This is a genomic window from Pseudomonas sp. CAN1, from assembly GCF_030462585.1.
Taxonomy (GTDB): Bacteria; Pseudomonadota; Gammaproteobacteria; order Pseudomonadales; family Pseudomonadaceae; genus Pseudomonas.
The window spans coordinates 49195-66089 of record NZ_JASMRU010000028.1 but is presented as its reverse complement, the minus strand read 5'-3'; the positions used below and the strand labels follow the sequence as shown (position 1 = coordinate 66089).

Sequence of the window (16895 nt, the reverse complement as noted above, 5' to 3'; positions counted from 1 at the left end):
CCTTCGCCTCCAAGGTCGAAGTCGCTGGCGACAAGGTCAACGTCACCCGTGAAATCGACGGCGGCCTGCAGACCGTTGCCCTGAACCTGCCGGCAATCGTCACCACCGACCTGCGCCTGAACGAGCCGCGCTACGCGTCGCTGCCCAACATCATGAAGGCGAAGAAGAAGCCGCTGGACGTGGTGACCCCGGACGCCCTGGGCGTTTCCACCGCTTCCACCGTGAAGACCGTGAAAGTCGAAGCTCCGGCTGCCCGTAGCGCTGGCATCAAGGTCAAGTCCGTTGCCGAACTGGTCGAGAAACTGAAGAACGAGGCGAAAGTAATCTGATGGCTATCCTGGTAATCGCTGAGCACAACAACGGCGCACTGGGCGCTGCCACTCTGAACACTGTCGCTGCCGCGCAGAAGATCGGTGGTGACATCGCTGTCCTGGTCGCTGGCCAGAACGTCGGTGGCGTGGCTGAAGCCGCTGCCAAGATCGCCGGTGTCTCCAAGGTGCTGGTCGCCGACAACGCTGCCTACGCTCACCAGCTGCCGGAGAACGTTGCTCCGCTGATCGCTGAGCTGGGCAAGGGCTACAGCCACGTACTGGCCGCCGCTACCACCAACGGCAAGAACTTCCTGCCGCGCGTCGCCGCCCTGCTGGACGTCGACCAGATCTCCGAGATCACCGAAGTGGTCAGCGCCGACACCTTCAAGCGCCCGATCTACGCCGGTAACGCCATCGCTACCGTACAGTCCTCGGCTGCCATCAAGGTCATCACCGTTCGTGGCACCGGCTTCGACGCCGTCGCTGCCGAAGGTGGTTCGGCTGCTGTTGAAGCCGTTTCCGGCCCGGCCGATGCCGGCAAGTCCGCCTTCGTTGGTGAAGAGCTGGCCAAGTCCGACCGTCCGGAACTGACCGCTGCCAAGATCGTCGTTTCCGGCGGCCGTGGCATGGGTAATGGCGACAACTTCAGCATCCTCTACTCCCTGGCTGACAAGCTGGGCGCTGCCGTCGGCGCTTCCCGCGCTGCCGTGGACGCCGGCTTCGTGCCGAACGACATGCAGGTCGGCCAGACCGGCAAGATCGTCGCTCCGCAGCTGTACGTGGCCGTCGGCATCTCCGGCGCCATCCAGCACCTGGCGGGCATGAAGGACTCGAAAGTGATCGTTGCGATCAACAAGGACGAAGAGGCGCCGATCTTCCAGGTCGCCGACTACGGCCTGGTCGCCGATCTGTTCGAAGCCGTACCGGAGCTGGAAAAGGCCGTCTGAGCCCGATCCGCTTGTTGAAGGAACCCGCCCCTGTGGCGGGTTCTTTCATTTCAGGTTCCTGATTTTCCACGGGAAATGGCCATTTCGCTGCGCTGCTGACCCATTGGTCACGAATCTTTGCCGAGAAGTCCACCGGCGAAGGTGTCTCATCTACAATGCGCGACGTCTCCAGTTCCTGAATGTGTTCAATCGACACCTGGCTACCGAGGTTTTCATGATCATCAAACCGCGCGTGCGTGGCTTCATCTGCGTCACTACCCACCCGACCGGCTGTGAAGCCAACGTCAAGGAACAGATCGAGTACGTCGAGGCGCACGGTCCCATCGCCAACGGTCCGAAGAAGGTCCTGGTCATCGGTTCCTCCACCGGCTACGGCCTGGCCGCGCGCATCAGCGCCGCCTTTGGTGCCGGCGCCGACACCCTGGGCGTGTTCTTCGAGCGCCCCGGCAGCGAGACCAAGGCGGGCACCGCCGGCTGGTACAACTCCGCTGCCTTCGAGAAGTTCGCCAAGGCCAAGGGCCTGTATGCGCGCAGCATCAACGGCGACGCCTTCTCCGATGAAGTGAAGCAAGCCACCATCGACACCATCAAGCAGGACCTGGGCAAGGTCGACCTGGTCGTCTACAGCCTGGCTGCTCCGCGCCGCACCCACCCGAAGACCGGCGAGGTCTTCAACTCCGTGCTCAAACCGGTCGGCAAGGCCGTCAACTTCCGTGGTCTGGACACCGACAAGGAAGTGATCAAGGAAAGCGTGATGGAGCCGGCCACCGAGGCCGAGATCGCCAACACCGTCGCGGTGATGGGCGGTGAAGACTGGCAGATGTGGATCGACGCCCTGCAGGAGGCCGGTGTGCTGGCCGACGGCGCCAAGACCACCGCCTTCACCTACCTGGGCGAAGAGATTACCCACGACCTGTACTGGAACGGCTCCATCGGCGCCGCCAAGAAGGACCTGGACCAGAAGGTCCTGGGCATTCGCGAGAAGCTGGCTGCTACCGGTGGCGACGCCCGCGTTTCCGTGCTGAAGGCCGTGGTCACCCAGGCCAGCTCGGCCATCCCGATGATGCCGCTGTACCTGTCGCTGCTGTTCAAGGTGATGAAGGAGAAGGGCACCCACGAAGGCTGCATCGAGCAGGTCGACGGCCTGTTCCGTGAGAGCCTGTACGGCGCCGAAGCGCACCTGGACGCCGACGGCCGCCTGCGCGCCGACTACAAGGAGCTGCAGCCGGACGTACAGGACACCGTGAAGGACCTGTGGAACAAGGTGACCAACGAGAACCTGTATCAGCTGACCGACTTCACCGGCTACAAGTCCGAGTTCCTGCGCCTGTTCGGCTTCGAAATCGCCGGCGTGGACTACGAGCAGGACGTCAACCCGGACGTGCAGATTCCCAATCTGATCCAGCTCTGAGTTCGACGCTCGCGACAAACAGAAACGGCGCCCCAGGGCGCCGTTTCTGCTTTCCAGCCGGGCTCAGTTCGCTGCGGTAGCGGGTGCCTGGTTCTGCTTGAGGAAGTCCAGGTAGAGGCGGGCGGTTTCCTCCGGGCGCTCGATCATTGGCACGTGGCCGCAATCGCGCAGGATCGCCACGTTGGGCTTCTTCAACAGCGGCTTCATCACCTCGATGCTGGACACGTCCAGTACGCGGTCACGGTCGCCCCACAGCAGCAGGGTCGGCGCGGTGATCTTCGGCAGTTCCGGCTCCAGCGGGATGTAGCGGTCGCGCAGCTGCTGGAAGACCATGCCATTGAACGCACTGCGCTGCAGCGAGCGTTCGGCCAGGTAATCCCGCAGCCGCGCCGGCAGCGGCGGCCTCTGCACGAAGACGAAGTCGAGCAGGGCAGGGAAGTCGTCCACCGAGCGCAGCACCAGCGGGTTGTTCTCGCCATTGAAGATGCGTCGGAACAGTTCGCTCTGCTGCGGCGCCATCACCCCGGCGTTATCGAACAGGCCGACCGACAGCACTTCCTGCGGATGGCGGGCGGCCAGCAGCGCAGCGATGTGCCCGCCCATGGAATTGCCGACCACGTGGAAGCGGCCGATGCCCAGCTCGCGCATGAAGTCGGCCAGGCGTTCCGCCTGGGTACCGACGTCGTAGCTGATGTTTTCAGGCTTGCTGCTGTCGCCGAAGCCCGGCAGGTCGACGGCGATGACGTGATAGTCCTTGGTGAGGAAGCGGGCGAAGCGCGGCCAGTTGCTCTTGTCGGCGCCGAAGCCGTGGATCAGCAGGATGGTCTGGGCCTTGTCCGGGCCGCCCTCGTAATAGCTGATATCGAGGTTGTCCACCTGCAGGCTATTGGAAGACAGCCTGGCGCGGGCGCTTTCGACGTACTGCGCGGTCGCCAGCAGGGTGGACGGGAAGGCGTAGAGCACGCCAGCGGCGACGGCTATCAACAACAGAAGGGCCAGAAGGGCTTTCTTCATGAGAAGTCCTTATTACCAAATCGGGTCAGTGTGCTTTACGCTAGCATTTTGCGGCTCTAAGCATGGCCGTTCTTTCTTCTGGCGAGCGAGACTACCGATGCCCGATTGCTCCACGCTGATCCGTGCGGCGCTGTTGCTGGTGACTTTCTCCGTTCCCCTGGCCGGCGTCGCCGCCGGCAAGTGCGAGCGCCTGGTGGCCACCGGCAACCCGGAATACCCGCCCTACCTGTGGCGCGATCCGGCGCAGCCGGAGCGATTGATCGGCGCCAACGCCGACCTGCTGGAGCAGATCGGCAAGGCCGTGGGCATCAACATCCGGGTGATCTACTCCGGCTCCTGGGCGCGGGCTCAGGAAGAGGCGCGGCTGGGCCGCGTCGACCTGATCGCCGGCGCCTTCCTCACCCCGGAACGCCTGGAGACCATGGACTACATCCATCCGGCCTTCCTCACCACCGACAACGTGGTGTGGATGCGCAAGGACGCACCGGCGCCCTACAGGACTCGAGAAGACCTCAAAGGCCTGAAGGGTGGCACCCTGGTGAACAACAGCTTCGGCCCGGACTTCGACAACTACGCCAAGCAGGAATTGACCCTGGAAGAAGTGCCCAGCCTCACCCAGGCCTTCCAGAAACTGCTACTCAAGCGCTCCGACTACGTGATCTACGAGCACTACCCCGGCCTCGCGGTGGCCGACACCCTCGGCATGGCCGACGACCTGCAGCCGCTGGAACCGCCGATCTCCAGCGAAGGTCTGTACCTGACCGTCGCGCACAACTCGGCCTGCAACGACCCGTGGCTGCGCGGACAACTGGCGAAAAAAATGACAGAATTGACGGCCGCCGGAGTCCCGCAGCGTCTGCTGCAGGACAACCTGGCCCGCTGGAAGGCCCAGCAACTGCAGCCTGCCAGCACTCCCACCCAGTAGGACAACAGATTTCGTGATCAATCGACGGATGATGGTCGCCGGCCTGGCTTTGTTTGCATTGGCCGGCTGTGCGACGAACGACCCGGCACCCAACGAGCAGATGCGTCTCACCGAGCAGGCGCTGGAACAGGCCAAGGCCGTGGGCGCCACCGATGACGTGGCCGAGCTGAAGCTGGCCGAGGACAAGTACCAGGCGGCCAAGGGCGCCCTGGCGGTCGGCTCGAACAAGAAGGCACGCCAGCTGGCCGAACAGGCCGAGCTCGATGCGCGCCTGGCCGAGGCCAAGGAACTGACCCGCAAGAGCACCGAGCAACTCGCGGAGCAGGGCAAGAGCATCAATCGCCTGCGTAAACAGTTGGGGGAAACGCAATGATTTCCGTACAACTGTTGCGCCGTGGTTCTGCCTGGATGGGTGTACTGGCAAGCACTGCACTGCTGGCCGGCTGCGCCAACAGCCAGCTCAGCGAGAAATCCCTGGAGCAGGCCCGCGTGCAGTTCCAGGCGGTGAAGGAAGACTCCGCGGTGCTGCGCAGCGCGCCCAAGGACGTCATCCGCGCCGGAGAATCCCTGGCCCGTGCCGAGCGCCTGTCCAACTACTGGGGCAGCAGCGACGACGTGCTGCAGTATTCCTACCTCAGCCAGCGCTACAGCGAGATCGCCCGCGAGCACAGCAACCTGGCGCTGAACCAGGAGCGCCTGGCCAAGCAGCAGATGGAGCGTGAGCGCCTGCAGCTGGCGATGCGCGAAGCGCGCCTGCTCAACGTGCAGGAGCAGAGCAAGTGGCTGGAACAGCAGATGGTCAGCCTGGCCACCAACGAGACCGAGCGCGGCCTGGTGCTGACCCTCGGCGACGTGCTGTTCGACAGTGGCGAAGCCGATCTCAAGCCGGCCGCCAACCGCACCGTGCTCAAGCTCGTGCAATTCCTCCAGCTCAACCCACGGCGGGTAGTCCGCATCGAGGGCTACACCGACGCCGAGGGTGACCGCGAGCAGAACCTGCAGCTGTCCAAGGACCGCGCGCAGGCTGTGGCGGACGCGTTGACCGACCTGGGCGTGGACGAGAAACGCGTGCAGGTGCAGGGCTACGGCGAGGCCTACCCGATCTCGGACAACGCTTCGTCCCTGGGGCGCGCGCAGAATCGCCGGGTGGAGATCGTCTTCTCCGATGAGAAGGGCCAGCTCGGCGCCGAGCGCTGATCGCCCCCGCAACATGGCGATACAGGAGAACCCCGGAACCGACCGTTCCGGGGTTTTTCGTTGGAGCATCTCGAACTCGTTCGAGGGGCGCCTTGGCGAAAATGGCCAGGTGCGTCTAATCCCCCTGTTGGGGCGTAATGAACGAGAGACTTCCATGTTGTCCGAAAATGCACTTCCGAACGTGATCGTGGCCGACCCCCAGCCAATGATTGGCTGGGGCCTGGAGCGCTACCTCGCGGAAAACCAGCTGGCCAGGGTGAAGGCCTTCGTCAGCGACACCGACAGCCTGCTGGAGGCCCTCAGCAGCCAGCCGGATATCGACCTGATCGTCATCGAGCTGGCGCTGCCCGGCGCCCGCGGCCGTGATGGCGTGCACCTGGTGGAGTGGATCCAGCGCCACCACCCCGATGTGCGCATCCTGGTCTACTCGATCATGGGCGCGCCGCTGCTGGCCAGCGCCGTGGTCAAGTGCGGTGCGGTCGGCTACGTGTGCAAGCGCAACCCGCTGCACCTGCTCGACGAAGCCTTCGCGCGCATCCGCAAGGGTGAGATCTACATCGACCCGATGCTGCGGCCGCCGCGCCACAGCGGCAAGCCGCTGAGCCCCACCGAGATCGACATCATCCGTCGCCTGGCCCATGGTGCGACGGTGGGCGAGATCGCCGAGCGGACCAATCGCAGTGTCTCCACCATCAGCACCCACAAGCGCAACGCCATGATGAAACTGGGCATCAACAACGATGCGCAACTGGTCGTGGCAGGCCTGCTGGACTGGCTCGGAGAACTGTAGAAAGGCCTGGCGGCAACTGTATCGGACGGAATATGTCCGACTGTTCTGGAACAGTTTCCTGTTTTTGGCTACTGTTTCGGTTCAATGCCCGAGGGATGGCCGCCATGTCCAATCTGCTTCTGTATCAGCGCATCGCCCAGCAACTGGCCGAAGACATCCGTCGTGGCGTCTACCAGCCAGGCGAGCGCGTGCCGTCCGTGCGCAAGTTGAGCACCCAGCTCAACGTCAGCCACGCCACGGTGCTGCAGGCCTACGCCACCCTCGAAGACCAGGGCCTGATCCGCGCCCGCCCGCAGTCCGGCTTCTACGTGCACCGCACGCCGGCGCTGACCGCCTCGACCCCGGACATCGCCCGGGTCGAGCGGCCCGGCCTGGTCACCCGCAGCAGCATCATCAACCAGGTGCTCGCCGAAGCGCGCCGCGAGGGCGTGTTCCCGCTGGGCGCCGCCGTGCCGCACGTGGACTACCTGCCGGTGCGCGCGCTGCACCAGCAGTTGGCCAAGGTCACTCGCTTCTCCAGCCCGCGGGCCTTCAGCTACATGTTCAGCCCCGGCTACGAGCCGCTGCGGCGCCAGGTGGCGATCCGCATGCGCGATGCCGGCGTGGTGGTCGATCCGACCCAGGTGACCATCACCCACGGCTGCGTGGACGCGATCCACATGGCCTTGCGCGTGATGACCCGTCCGGGCGACCTGATCGCCACCGAGTCGCCGAGCTACTACGGCCTGCTGCAATTGGCCGACATCCTCGGCCTGAAGGTCATCGAGATCCCCAGCGACCCGCTCACCGGCATCAGCCTGGAAGCGTTGCAGCTGGCTGCCAACCAGTGGCCGATCAAGGCGCTGGTACTGACCGCGCGGCTGAGCAACCCGCTGGGCGGCACCATCCCGGAAGATCGCCAGAAGGCGCTGCTCAAGCTCGCTGCCGACCACAACATCGGTGTGATCGAGGACGACATCTACGGCGAGCTGATGTTCGACCAGGGCCAGACCAAGGCACTCAAGGCCCACGACCGGGATGGCCGGGTGGTGTACTGCTCGAGCTTCTCCAAGACCATTTCCCCCGGCGTGCGCATCGGCTGGATCATCACCGAGCGCTACCAGGAGGAAATCCGCCGCCTGCAGACCTTCACCACGCATTCGGCGTGCACCGTCACCCAGATGGGCGTGGCGGCGTACCTGGAGAACGGCGGCTACGACCGGCACCTGCGCTACATCCGCCAGGAGTATCGGAAGAACATGACCGCCTACCAGCTGGCGGTGCAGCAGTACTTCCCCGAAGGCACGCAGATGACCCGGCCCAAGGGCGGCTTCATCCTCTGGGTCAGCCTGCCGGCCAAGGTGAATACCAAGGAGCTGCACGTGCGCGCGCTGGAGCAGGGCATCAGCATTGCGCCGGGGCTGATCTTCAGTAACACCGAACAGTTCAACAACTGCCTGCGCCTGACCTGCGGCATCCCCTGGGACCGCGAGGCGGAGCGGGCGATCATGACCCTCGGCATGCTGGCGTGCCAGCTGTGCCAGGAGGAGCTGATCGCCGCGTAGATGCTTGGCTTGCGTGGGAGCGGGCTTTGTCCGCGATAGTGTCCGGCGTGATGCGGGCCTATCGCGGACGGAGTCCGCTCCTACGTCAAGGCGTACGCAGTCTTCCTATCGGCGTTAACCCGTTTTCCCACGCTGTCTCGTCCAAGGGCATTGAACCCTCGACGAGGCCGCCGCGGTGCCGCTCGACAACCCGCCACTCCTGCTCGCCAGCGATACACACGCAAAGGCCACGCCGCTGCGCGTGACATCGGCGATACTGGGCAACTGGCGCGTTGCCAGCCGACACCCGCATCGACACGGATCGAGAGAGTTGAAGATACCCCTCAAGGACGACAGCGACGCGGCATTGCTGCGCCGTTACCGCCAAGGCGAGGCCGAAGCCTTTACCGAGCTTTATGCTCGCCATCGGCTCGGCCTGTTCCGCTTCCTCTGCGGCCTCTGCGGCGACAATGCCCAGGCCGAGGAAGTATTCCAGGAAACCTGGCTGAGTCTGGTCCGCAGCGAGAGCCAGCCCCAGGGCGCGGCCAGCTTCAAGACCTGGCTGTACCAGATCGGCCGCAACCGCCTGATCGACCACTGGCGCAAGCTCGGCCGGCACCAGGGGCGCCAGGAGAGTTTCGACGAGCAGCTGCATGGCGATGCGCTGGCCGGCGAAAGCCCCGACCCGGAGCGCGAGCTGAGCCTCAGCCGCGACCAGCAGCGCCTGCAGGGCGCGCTGGAGGCCCTGCCCGAGGAGCAGCGCGAAGTCTTCCTGCTGCGCACCCACGGCGACCTGGAACTGAACGAGATTGCCGAGCTGACGAAAACCCCGGCCGAAACGGTGAAGAGTCGTCTGCGCTATGCGATGCAGAAGTTGCGCCGGCTGCTGTCGGACCCGACAGCGACCGAGGAGGTGAACCCATGACCCGCGATCCGCACGAGCAGGAACTGCTCGACCACTACCGCCGGCACAGTACTGAGCAGCCGTCGGCACAGCTGGACGCGCGCATCCTGGCCGCCGCCCGTGCCGCCGCGCAGGAGAAGCAGCCGCGCCTGGCCCAGCGTCTGCATCGGTGGCTGCTGGGAGCTGGCAGCCGGCAGCGCTGGGGTGTCGCCGTGGCCGGCCTGGCGACCCTGGGCATCGGTCTCAGCCTGACCCTGCGTACCTACGAGGAAGCCCCGCAGCGCTTCGACGCGGCTCCCGCACCGGCCATGTTGCGCGCCCCGGCTCCAGCTCCAGCCATGGCGCCTCCAGCAGCACCCATCGCAGCAGAACCGGCCATGGCGGCGCCGAGCCTGCAGCAAGCCCCGAGCGGCGCGCTGATGGACGAAGCAGCCAAGCCGGCGCTGAGCAGCAAGAAGCTGGCAGCCGAAGTGTCGCCGTCCAGGGAAGAAGCCAAAGCCAGGGCGCAGGCGAAGGCCCGCGCGGCTGCCGAGGCGTCTGCGCAGTCGGGCGTGCAGGTACAAGGCCAGATCCAGGCGTTTGCTGAAGAGCCGGCCGAAGCTGCCGAGCCCCGGGCCAGTCTGCTGCTCCTGCGTGACCTGCAGCAGTCCGGCAAGGCCGAGGAAGCCGGCCGCGTGCGCGACAGCCTGCAACAGCGATTCCCTACACTGAACATTGACCAGGCGCTGAAGGAGTTGCCTGACAACCCTTGATCAATGACAGGCCGGATTCAGCTCCGGCCTGTCAGACTGTTCGATAGAAGGGGGTTTGCCCTGGCAAGCCTCTTGCTCCGGACCCGATCTCGCGCCAGCATGGCGCGGTTTTTCTGACGGCCTGCCCATGAAGACGTACCGAATTCTCCTAGTCGCCAGCCTTGCCCTGCTGCTCGCCGCCTGTGGCGACGAACACAAGGACAAGGCTGCCGCGCCGACACCCCCGGCGGCCACTACTGCCGCCCCGGCCGAGCCGGCACCGGCTACACCGGCTCCCGCGCCGAAACCGGCTGCCGAGCAGCCGCGCGAGTCCGAGGCCAAGCCGGCGGCGGCCAAGGCCATCGCCTCGCCCAAGGCACCGGCTGTGCAGGCCGCCACCAAGCCCGAGGCCAAGGCGCCGTCGAAGACTGCCGCGCAGGTGCACAAGACCGACCCGGCCGTGCATAAGCCGCTGCCGCCGGTGAAGCTTGATCTGCGGTTGCCCAAGGACCTGGTGAAGCAGCTGGAACCGGAGCATCCGGCGACCACGGTGGAGCTGGAGGACAAGCCGATCCTGCCGCCGATGTTTGGCGAGAAGACCGACGTGAGCCCGTTCTCGGTGGGTGGCCAACTGATCCAGCGCGAGCCGAACGAGCGTCAGGGCAATGACGACAGTTGGCATTCGGATATCAAGGGTGCCGAGGTGCAGTTCAACTTCCGGCATTGAGCCGGCGATGCCCATGCTGCGGCATGGGGGCCTCGTTGTAGGAGCGGACCTTGTCCGCGATCCGCCGGCAGGGCCGGCGCATGCTCTGGCGCCCATGTTGCGGGAGTGCTGTTTACTGCTTCGGCTTGGGTATTTCTGCGTCGCTTCGGCGTGCGCGCGGGCTTCTTGTTTCGCCCCCTCGGGCGAGTCCCTTTTGGCAAACGCCCCAAAAGGAACCAAAAGGTCTCGCCCCTACATCCGGCTTTTCGCTTCGCGAAAAGTACCCTCGGTTCTTCGGAGTTCCAGGGGCCCGCGTTGACGGGCCATCCCTGGCCCGGCAACGCTCTCGCGACATCCATGTCGCTCAACCCCTGAAACTCCGATCACCTTCGGCCTCCTGAAAGGGGCATTCGGCGCGTGCGGATGTTTCTCTTGAAGTCTCTCAGAGCCAAAACCGAAGCGGGTGTTTGCGTAGGGCAAATAACCCGGGACGGGTTATCCGCCGATGCCTCAACGGCGGATAACGCTGGCGCGTTATGCGCCCTACGGGCACTCCGGCGCGCTCGGATATTCCTCTGGAAACCTTCAAGAGCCAAAGCCGGAGCCAGATGTGGAGCGGTGCGGCGCGGCTTTTCGTAGGAGCGAGCTCGCTCGCGAACCGCCTCGCTCCGAACTCCCCTGTAGGAGCGGAGCTTCTCCGCGAATCGTCGGCAGGCGATGGGAAATCCCCTGTGGCTGCCATTTGCGCCGCGATGGATTTCGCGGACAAGGTCCGCTCCTACGGGAAGGTTCGGCGAGCTCATCGCATGGCGTAGGGCGAATAACCCGGAACGGGTTATCCGCCGATGCCGCGACGGCGGGTAACGCTGGCGCGTTATGCGCCCTACGAGGAACACCGGCGCGCTCGGATATTCCTCTGGAAACCTTCAAGAGCCAAAACCGAGCCAGATTTAGAGCGGTGCGGTATGGCATTTCGTAGGAGCGAGCTCGCTCGCGAACCGCCTCGCTCCGAACCCTTCCGTAGGAGCGGAGCTTCTCCGCGAATCGCCAACAGGCAATGGGAAATCCCCTGTGGCTGCCATTTGCGCCGCGATGGATTTCGCGGACAAGGTCCGCTCCTACGGGAGGCGGCGACGAGCTCGGCGCATTGCGTAGGGCGAATAACCCGGAACGGGTTATCCGCCGATGCCGCTACAAACAAGGTGAAACGTCGGCAGTGTGCGGTTCGCGAGCAAGCTCGCTCCTACAGTCTGTCGACGCTAGAAACGGTGGGTGCCGCCGCGTATAGCCTCGAACAATGTGGCGTCCAAAGCCCGATAGTCCGCCTCGCCGGGCAGCCGCACGAACAGCGCCTCGGTCACGGCAGAAGGGTCATAGGCGTTGCGCTTTAGGTCGGTCTTCTTGTACTTGAAGGTCCCGGTGGTCTCCACCTGGGCCAGCAGGCGCAGGAACAGCGGCACGGCGTAGGCGGGCAGTTCGCGGTCGAGGTGAGCGGCCAGCAGAGCTGCGTCCAGCGTTGCGCCGTCGGCCAGGCGCAGTGCGGCCATGCCGCAGCGGCCGTTGGTGCCGGGGATCTCCACGCCGTAGACCACCGCATCCTCCACGCCGGGGAAGGCGCCAAGGGCGTTTTCCACCTCGGTGGTGGAGACGTTCTCGCCCTTCCAGCGGAAGGTGTCACCCAGGCGGTCGACGAACTGGGTGTGCTTGAAGCCGATATCGCGCATCAGGTCGCCAGTGTTGAACCAGGTATCGCCTTCCTTGAACACGTTGCGATAGATCACCGCCTCGCTCTTGGCCGGGTCGGTGTAGCCGTCGAATGGCCACTTGTCGCTGATCTCGCTGATCAGCAGGCCGGCTTCGCCCTTGTCGACCTTTTCCATGAAGCCCTTGGCGCTGCGTACCGGCTGGTCGTTCTCCAGGTCGTAGCGCACGATCGCGTAGGTTGCCGGCGAGAAGCCCACGGTATTGTCGAAGTTGAATACGTTGGTGAAGCCGATGTTGCCCTCGCTGGAGGCGTAGAACTCGGTGATGCGCTCGATGCCGAAGCGCTCCTTGAACTCGTTCCAGATCGACGGACGCAGGCCGTTGCCGATCATGCAGGTCAGGCTGTTGCCGCGCTCCTCGGCGCACTCGGGCTGGTTGAGCAGGTAGCGGCAGAGTTCGCCGATGTAGCCGAAGCAGGTCGCCTGGTAGGTCTGCACGTCCTTCCAGAACGCGCTGGCGGAGAACTTGCGGCGCAGGGCGATGGCCGCACCGCCGGCCAGCACGGCGCTCCAGCACACGGTCACGGCGTTGTTGTGGTAGCAGGGCAGGGTCAGGTAGAGCACATCGCTGCTGGTCAGCCCCAGCCCGGAGTGGCCGAAGCCGCCATAGGCCTTGATCCACTTGCCGTGGCTCATGATCGAGGCTTTCGGCAGGCCGGTGGTGCCGGAGGTGTAGATGAAGAAGCAGGCGTCCTTCAGGCGTACCCGCGCGGTTTCGGCGAGGTTGTTCGAATCCTGCTCCTGAGCCAGGCGCATCAGGTTCTGCCAGCCAACCGGGGCTTGCGGCTGCACCTGCGAGGCGTCGTCGCCGTCGGCGATCCAGTAGCAGCGCCCGCCGCTGTTCTCCAGGGCCGGGCGGACGTCCTCGAAAGCCTCACGCAGTTCTTCGCCGACCACGAAGTGGCTGGGCTTGACCAGGTTCAGGCTATGGCTGAGCACCTGGCCGCGCTGGGTGGTATTCACCAGCGCGCCGATGGCGCCGAGCTTGGCCAGGGCGGCGAGTACTACCATGAGTTCGGCGCGGTTTTCCAGCATCACTGCCACCACGCTGGCATGGCCTACGCCTTCAGCCTGGAAGGCCCGCGCGAGGCGGTTGGCCCAGCCGTTGAAGAGGGCATAGGACAGGCGCCGCCGTTCGTCGATCAGCGCCGGGCTATCCGGGTAGAGACGCGCGGCGCGCTCCAGCGCCCAGCCCAGGGAGAGGTTCTTCTCGCGGTTGCGGATGCCGGTGTAGTACAGCCCGCGCAGCATGCGCGGCACGCGGCCGAGGGTGGCCGGCAGGTGGGCGAGGAAACGGGTCGGGGTGATGATGTCGGCGTGGCTCATTGACGCGTGCCCTTATTGTCATTGTTGTCTGGCTTGCAGACGCTCAAGCGCGACTCTAGGCCGGCCCCTGGCGGGAGGCTATGGCCCAGGTGCGCACGTGGCCGGGCAGATCGGCAAACCGGCCGGCAGCGTGTTCATCGCAGTCTAGGAGCGGTTGGCCGGGCGGCCAGGGTGGGATTGTGTCGATTGGTAAATGCCGCAGGGCGGGGCATTGGCGGCCTTTCGACGGATAACGCGTGCCGCGCTATGCGCCCTTCGGGGAGCTGGTGCTTAGGGGCGCAGGGCGAATAACCGCTTGCGGTTATCCGCCGTTGGCCGTGGTGCGATGGAAGGCGGTCAGTCGAGGAACAGGTCGGGCACCAGGCTGCCGCCGTCCGGGTCGAAGCGGTACTGCTCGAAGTCGGTCTCTCCCTGTTCGCGGAGGATGTCCTCGTCGATCAGCAGGCGCCCGCTGATCGCGCGTTCGCTGCTGGAGAGGATGGCGTAGGCGGCATCGGCCATGATCGCCGGGGTGCGCGCGCGCTTGAAGGCGTCGCGGCTGCCCAGTTCGAACTCGATGGCGGCAGTGGCGATCATGGTCTTCGGCCACAGCGCGTTGACGCTGATGCCGTACTTCTTGAACTCCTCGTGCATCCCCAGGGTGAGCATGCTCATGCCGTACTTGGTGACGGTGTAGGGGCCGTGCTGGGCGAACCACTTGCCCGCCAGGTTGATCGGCGGCGACAGGCTGAGGATGTGGCCCTTGCTCTGCTTCAGGTAGGGCAGCGCGGCCTGGCTGCAGACCATCACGGCGCGGGTGTTGATCTGGTACATCAGGTCGAAGCGCTTGGGCTCCAGGCGCTCCACACCGACCAGCTTGATGGCGCCAGCGTTGTTGATCACCGCGTCGATCCCACCGAAGTGCTCGGCAGCCTTGGCCATGGCATCGCGCACGGCGTTCTCGTCGCGCACGTCCAGTTGCAGGGCCAGCGCCTTGCCGCCGGCAGCCTCGACTTCCTCGGCGACGCTGAAGATGGTGCCTTCGAGTTTCGGGTGGGGCTCGGCGCTCTTGGCGGCGATGACGATGTTGGCGCCGTCGCGGGCGGCGCGCAGGGCGATTTCGCGGCCGATGCCACGGCTGGCGCCGGTGATGAAGAGGGTTTTGCCGTTAAGGGACATGCGTGGGGCTCCGTGTTCTTGTTATGAGTCTTCAGCTGTGGGACTGGTGGTGGCTGTAGGAGCGAGCTTGCTCGCGAACCGGCCCCGCAGCGGGGATTGTTCGCGAGCAAGCTCGCTCCTACGAAAAGCGCAAAGTGAAGAGTGGGTCAGACTTATTCTGCCTCCACTTCCACCAGCAACTGCCGGGATTTCACCTGTTCGCCCTTGCTCACCTGCACGCGGCGGATCACGCCGTCGACGCCGGCCTTGAGCGGGTGCTCCATCTTCATCGCTTCCAGCACCAGCAGCAGCTGGCCCTTGCTGACCCGCGTACCCTCGGCCACCAGCACGTCGACGATGGCGCCATCCATCGGCGCCTTCACCGTGCCGGAGCCGGCGCCCGCGGCAGCGCCGGCCGGTTCGTGGGTAACGTCCTGCAGCTCCAGATTGCCGTCCGTGCCATACAGCCACAGGCGTGCGCCGTCGCGGTGGAAGGGCAGGCGGCGGCGGATGCCGTCGGCTTCGAGGATAGCGTCGCCGTTCTCTTCGCCGAGCAGCCGCAGGTTGATCTCGCTGTCACCGATGCGCACCAGCAGCGTCGGCTGGGGGCCGTGCTCGCGGACCTGCAGCTCGACGACGAATTTCTCCTCGCCATGCTTGAGGGCGAAACGCCACGGCGCACTACCCGCACTACGCCAGCCGGAAAGGCCGGGCTGGTGCGCGCGGTCGTTGGCCGAGGCCTGGTAGAGCAGGGCGGCGGCGCAGGCCAGCTCCAGTGCCTGCGGCTGGCGCGGGGCCAGGCTCGGGTCGCCGGCGAACTGCTCGCCGATGAACGCGGTGGTGGCCTTGCCGGCAGCGAATTCCGGGTGCTTGAGCAGGTTGGCGAGGAAACGCTGGTTGCCAGTCACGCCCAGCAGCACGCAGTCCTCGACGGCGCGTATCAGCTTGCGCCTCGCCTCGTCGCGGGTGGCGCCGTAGGCGATGACCTTGGCAAGCATCGGGTCGTAGAACGGCGTCACCGGCTGGCCTTCGCGCAGACCGTGGTCGATGCGGATGCCGTCCAATTGCGGCGGCGTCCAGCGCAGTACCTGGCCGGTCTGCGGGAGGAAGCCGCCACCTGCGTCCTCGGCGTACAGGCGCACTTCGATGGCGTGGCCCCTGAGCTGGATCTGCTCCTGGGTCAGCGGCAGCGGATGGCCTTCGGCGACGCGGATCTGCCAGGCCACCAGGTCCTGGCCGGTGACCAGCTCGGTGACCGGGTGCTCCACCTGCAGGCGGGTGTTCATTTCCAGGAAGTAGAAGGCGCCGCTGGCGTCCAGCAGGAACTCCACGGTGCCGGCGCCCAGGTAGTTCACCGAAGCGGCGGCCTTCACCGCTGCCGCACCCATGGCGGCGCGCAGCTCTTCGCTGAGCACCGGGCAGGGCGCTTCCTCGATGACCTTCTGGTGGCGGCGCTGCACCGAACAGTCGCGCTCGCCGAGGTAGACGATGTGGCCGTGGCTGTCGCMGAACACCTGGATTTCCACATGGCGCGGCTGCACCACGGCCTTTTCCAGGATCAGCTCGCCGCTGCCGAAGGCGTTCTGTGCTTCCGAACGCGCGGTGCGCAGTTGTTCGGCGAGGTCTTCGCTGCGGGTCACCAGGCGCATGCCGCGCCCGCCGCCGCCGGCGCTGGCCTTGATCATCAGCGGGTAGCCGATGCGTTGCGCTTCGCGGGTGAGTGTGGCGTCGTCCTGCTCCGCGCCTTCGTAGCCGGGGATGCAGGGCACGTCGGCTTCGAGCATGGCGATCTTCGACAGGCGCTTGCTGCCCATCAGGTGGATGGCCTCCACGCCGGGGCCGATGAAGACGATGCCGGCGGCTTCGCAGGCGCGGGCGAAGTCGGCGTTCTCCGAGAGGAAGCCGTAGCCGGGGTGGACGGCGCCGGCGCCGGTGCGCTTCGCGGCGTCGAGGATCGCTTCGGGCTTCAGGTAGGACTGGCCCACCGGCGCCGGGCCGATGCACACGGCTTCGTCGGCCAGCTGCACGTGGCGGGCGTTGGCGTCGGCCTCGCTGTACACGGCCACGGTGCGGTAGCCCAGGTCATGGGCGGTGCGGATCACCCGGCAGGCGATCTCGCCACGGTTGGCAATCAGGATCTTGTCGAAGCTGGGCATGCTGGCTATTTCCCTCTCCCCAGCCCTCTCCCTGAAGGGAGAGGGGGTTGTCTG

Annotated in this window: 14 protein-coding genes and 1 pseudogene; 11 read left to right on the top strand and 4 right to left on the bottom strand. The window is 65.6% G+C overall.

Features of this window, described 5'->3' with window-relative positions:
* The 3 genes and pseudogenes from QO207_RS25620 to fabV form a co-directional block, all read left to right on the top strand.
* Positions 1 to 329, top strand: a pseudogene (locus QO207_RS25620) (electron transfer flavoprotein subunit beta/FixA family protein); the annotation flags it as partial.
* Positions 329 to 1258: an electron transfer flavoprotein subunit alpha/FixB family protein gene (locus QO207_RS25615; protein ID WP_301535070.1), complete on the top strand. Its 930-nt coding sequence runs from the start codon at positions 329 to 331 to the stop codon at positions 1256 to 1258. The pseudogene QO207_RS25620 and the gene QO207_RS25615, both read left to right, overlap by 1 nt.
* A 214-nt stretch (positions 1259 to 1472) precedes the next feature.
* Positions 1473 to 2669, top strand: coding sequence for an enoyl-ACP reductase FabV (gene fabV / locus QO207_RS25610; protein ID WP_301535069.1), 1197 nt, complete (start codon positions 1473 to 1475; stop codon positions 2667 to 2669).
* 63 nt (positions 2670 to 2732) lie between these two features.
* Here fabV and QO207_RS25605 read toward each other — a convergent pair whose 3' ends face one another.
* Entirely contained in the window at positions 2733 to 3683 is a 951-nt protein-coding gene (locus tag QO207_RS25605; protein WP_301535068.1) for an alpha/beta fold hydrolase, read from the bottom strand.
* 97 nt (positions 3684 to 3780) lie between these two features.
* On the opposite strand from QO207_RS25605, the gene QO207_RS25600 reads away from it, so the two are divergent.
* The 8 genes from QO207_RS25600 (at position 3781) to QO207_RS25565 (ending at position 10480) form a co-directional block, all read left to right on the top strand.
* Entirely contained in the window at positions 3781 to 4608 is an 828-nt protein-coding gene (locus QO207_RS25600; protein ID WP_301535067.1) for an ABC transporter substrate-binding protein, read from the top strand.
* Positions 4609 to 4621: 13 nt separating this feature from the next.
* Positions 4622 to 4981: a DUF4398 domain-containing protein gene (locus QO207_RS25595; protein ID WP_301535066.1), complete on the top strand. Its 360-nt coding sequence runs from the start codon at positions 4622 to 4624 to the stop codon at positions 4979 to 4981.
* Positions 4978 to 5805 carry an OmpA family protein gene (locus tag QO207_RS25590; protein WP_301535065.1) on the top strand — a complete coding sequence of 276 codons (828 nt, stop codon included), beginning with the start codon at positions 4978 to 4980 and terminating at the stop codon, positions 5803 to 5805. Before QO207_RS25595 ends, QO207_RS25590 begins: the two co-directional genes overlap by 4 nt.
* A 154-nt stretch (positions 5806 to 5959) precedes the next feature.
* A complete protein-coding gene (locus QO207_RS25585; protein ID WP_301535064.1) occupies positions 5960 to 6595 on the top strand; it encodes a response regulator transcription factor in 636 nt (211 codons plus the stop codon).
* A 104-nt stretch (positions 6596 to 6699) separates the two neighbouring features.
* Positions 6700 to 8139, top strand: coding sequence for a PLP-dependent aminotransferase family protein (locus QO207_RS25580; RefSeq protein ID WP_301535063.1), 1440 nt, complete (start codon positions 6700 to 6702; stop codon positions 8137 to 8139).
* A 310-nt stretch (positions 8140 to 8449) separates the two neighbouring features.
* Positions 8450 to 9043, top strand: a complete 594-nt coding sequence (locus QO207_RS25575; RefSeq protein ID WP_301535062.1) for an RNA polymerase sigma factor — start codon at positions 8450 to 8452, stop codon at positions 9041 to 9043.
* A complete protein-coding gene (locus QO207_RS25570; RefSeq protein ID WP_301535061.1) occupies positions 9040 to 9774 on the top strand; it encodes a hypothetical protein in 735 nt (244 codons plus the stop codon). Before QO207_RS25575 ends, QO207_RS25570 begins: the two co-directional genes overlap by 4 nt.
* A 127-nt stretch (positions 9775 to 9901) precedes the next feature.
* On the top strand, positions 9902 to 10480 hold the full coding sequence (locus QO207_RS25565; protein WP_301535060.1) for a hypothetical protein: 579 nt from the start codon (positions 9902 to 9904) through the stop codon (positions 10478 to 10480).
* Between the two features lie 1238 nt (positions 10481 to 11718).
* On the opposite strand, the gene QO207_RS25560 is transcribed toward QO207_RS25565, so the two are convergent.
* The 3 genes from QO207_RS25560 to atuF form a co-directional block, all read right to left on the bottom strand.
* Positions 11719 to 13548 carry a long-chain-acyl-CoA synthetase gene (locus tag QO207_RS25560; protein WP_301535059.1) on the bottom strand — a complete coding sequence of 610 codons (1830 nt, stop codon included), beginning with the start codon at positions 13546 to 13548 and terminating at the stop codon, positions 11719 to 11721.
* A gap of 336 nt (positions 13549 to 13884) precedes the next feature.
* On the bottom strand, positions 13885 to 14706 hold the full coding sequence (locus QO207_RS25555) for an NAD(P)-dependent oxidoreductase (RefSeq protein ID WP_301535058.1): 822 nt from the start codon (positions 14704 to 14706) through the stop codon (positions 13885 to 13887).
* Positions 14707 to 14858: 152 nt separating this feature from the next.
* The gene (atuF, locus tag QO207_RS25550) at positions 14859 to 16841 is read right to left on the bottom strand and encodes a geranyl-CoA carboxylase subunit apha (protein WP_301535057.1); all 1983 of its coding nucleotides are present in this window, start codon (positions 16839 to 16841) and stop codon (positions 14859 to 14861) included.
* Between the last annotated feature and the right edge of the window lie 54 nt (positions 16842 to 16895).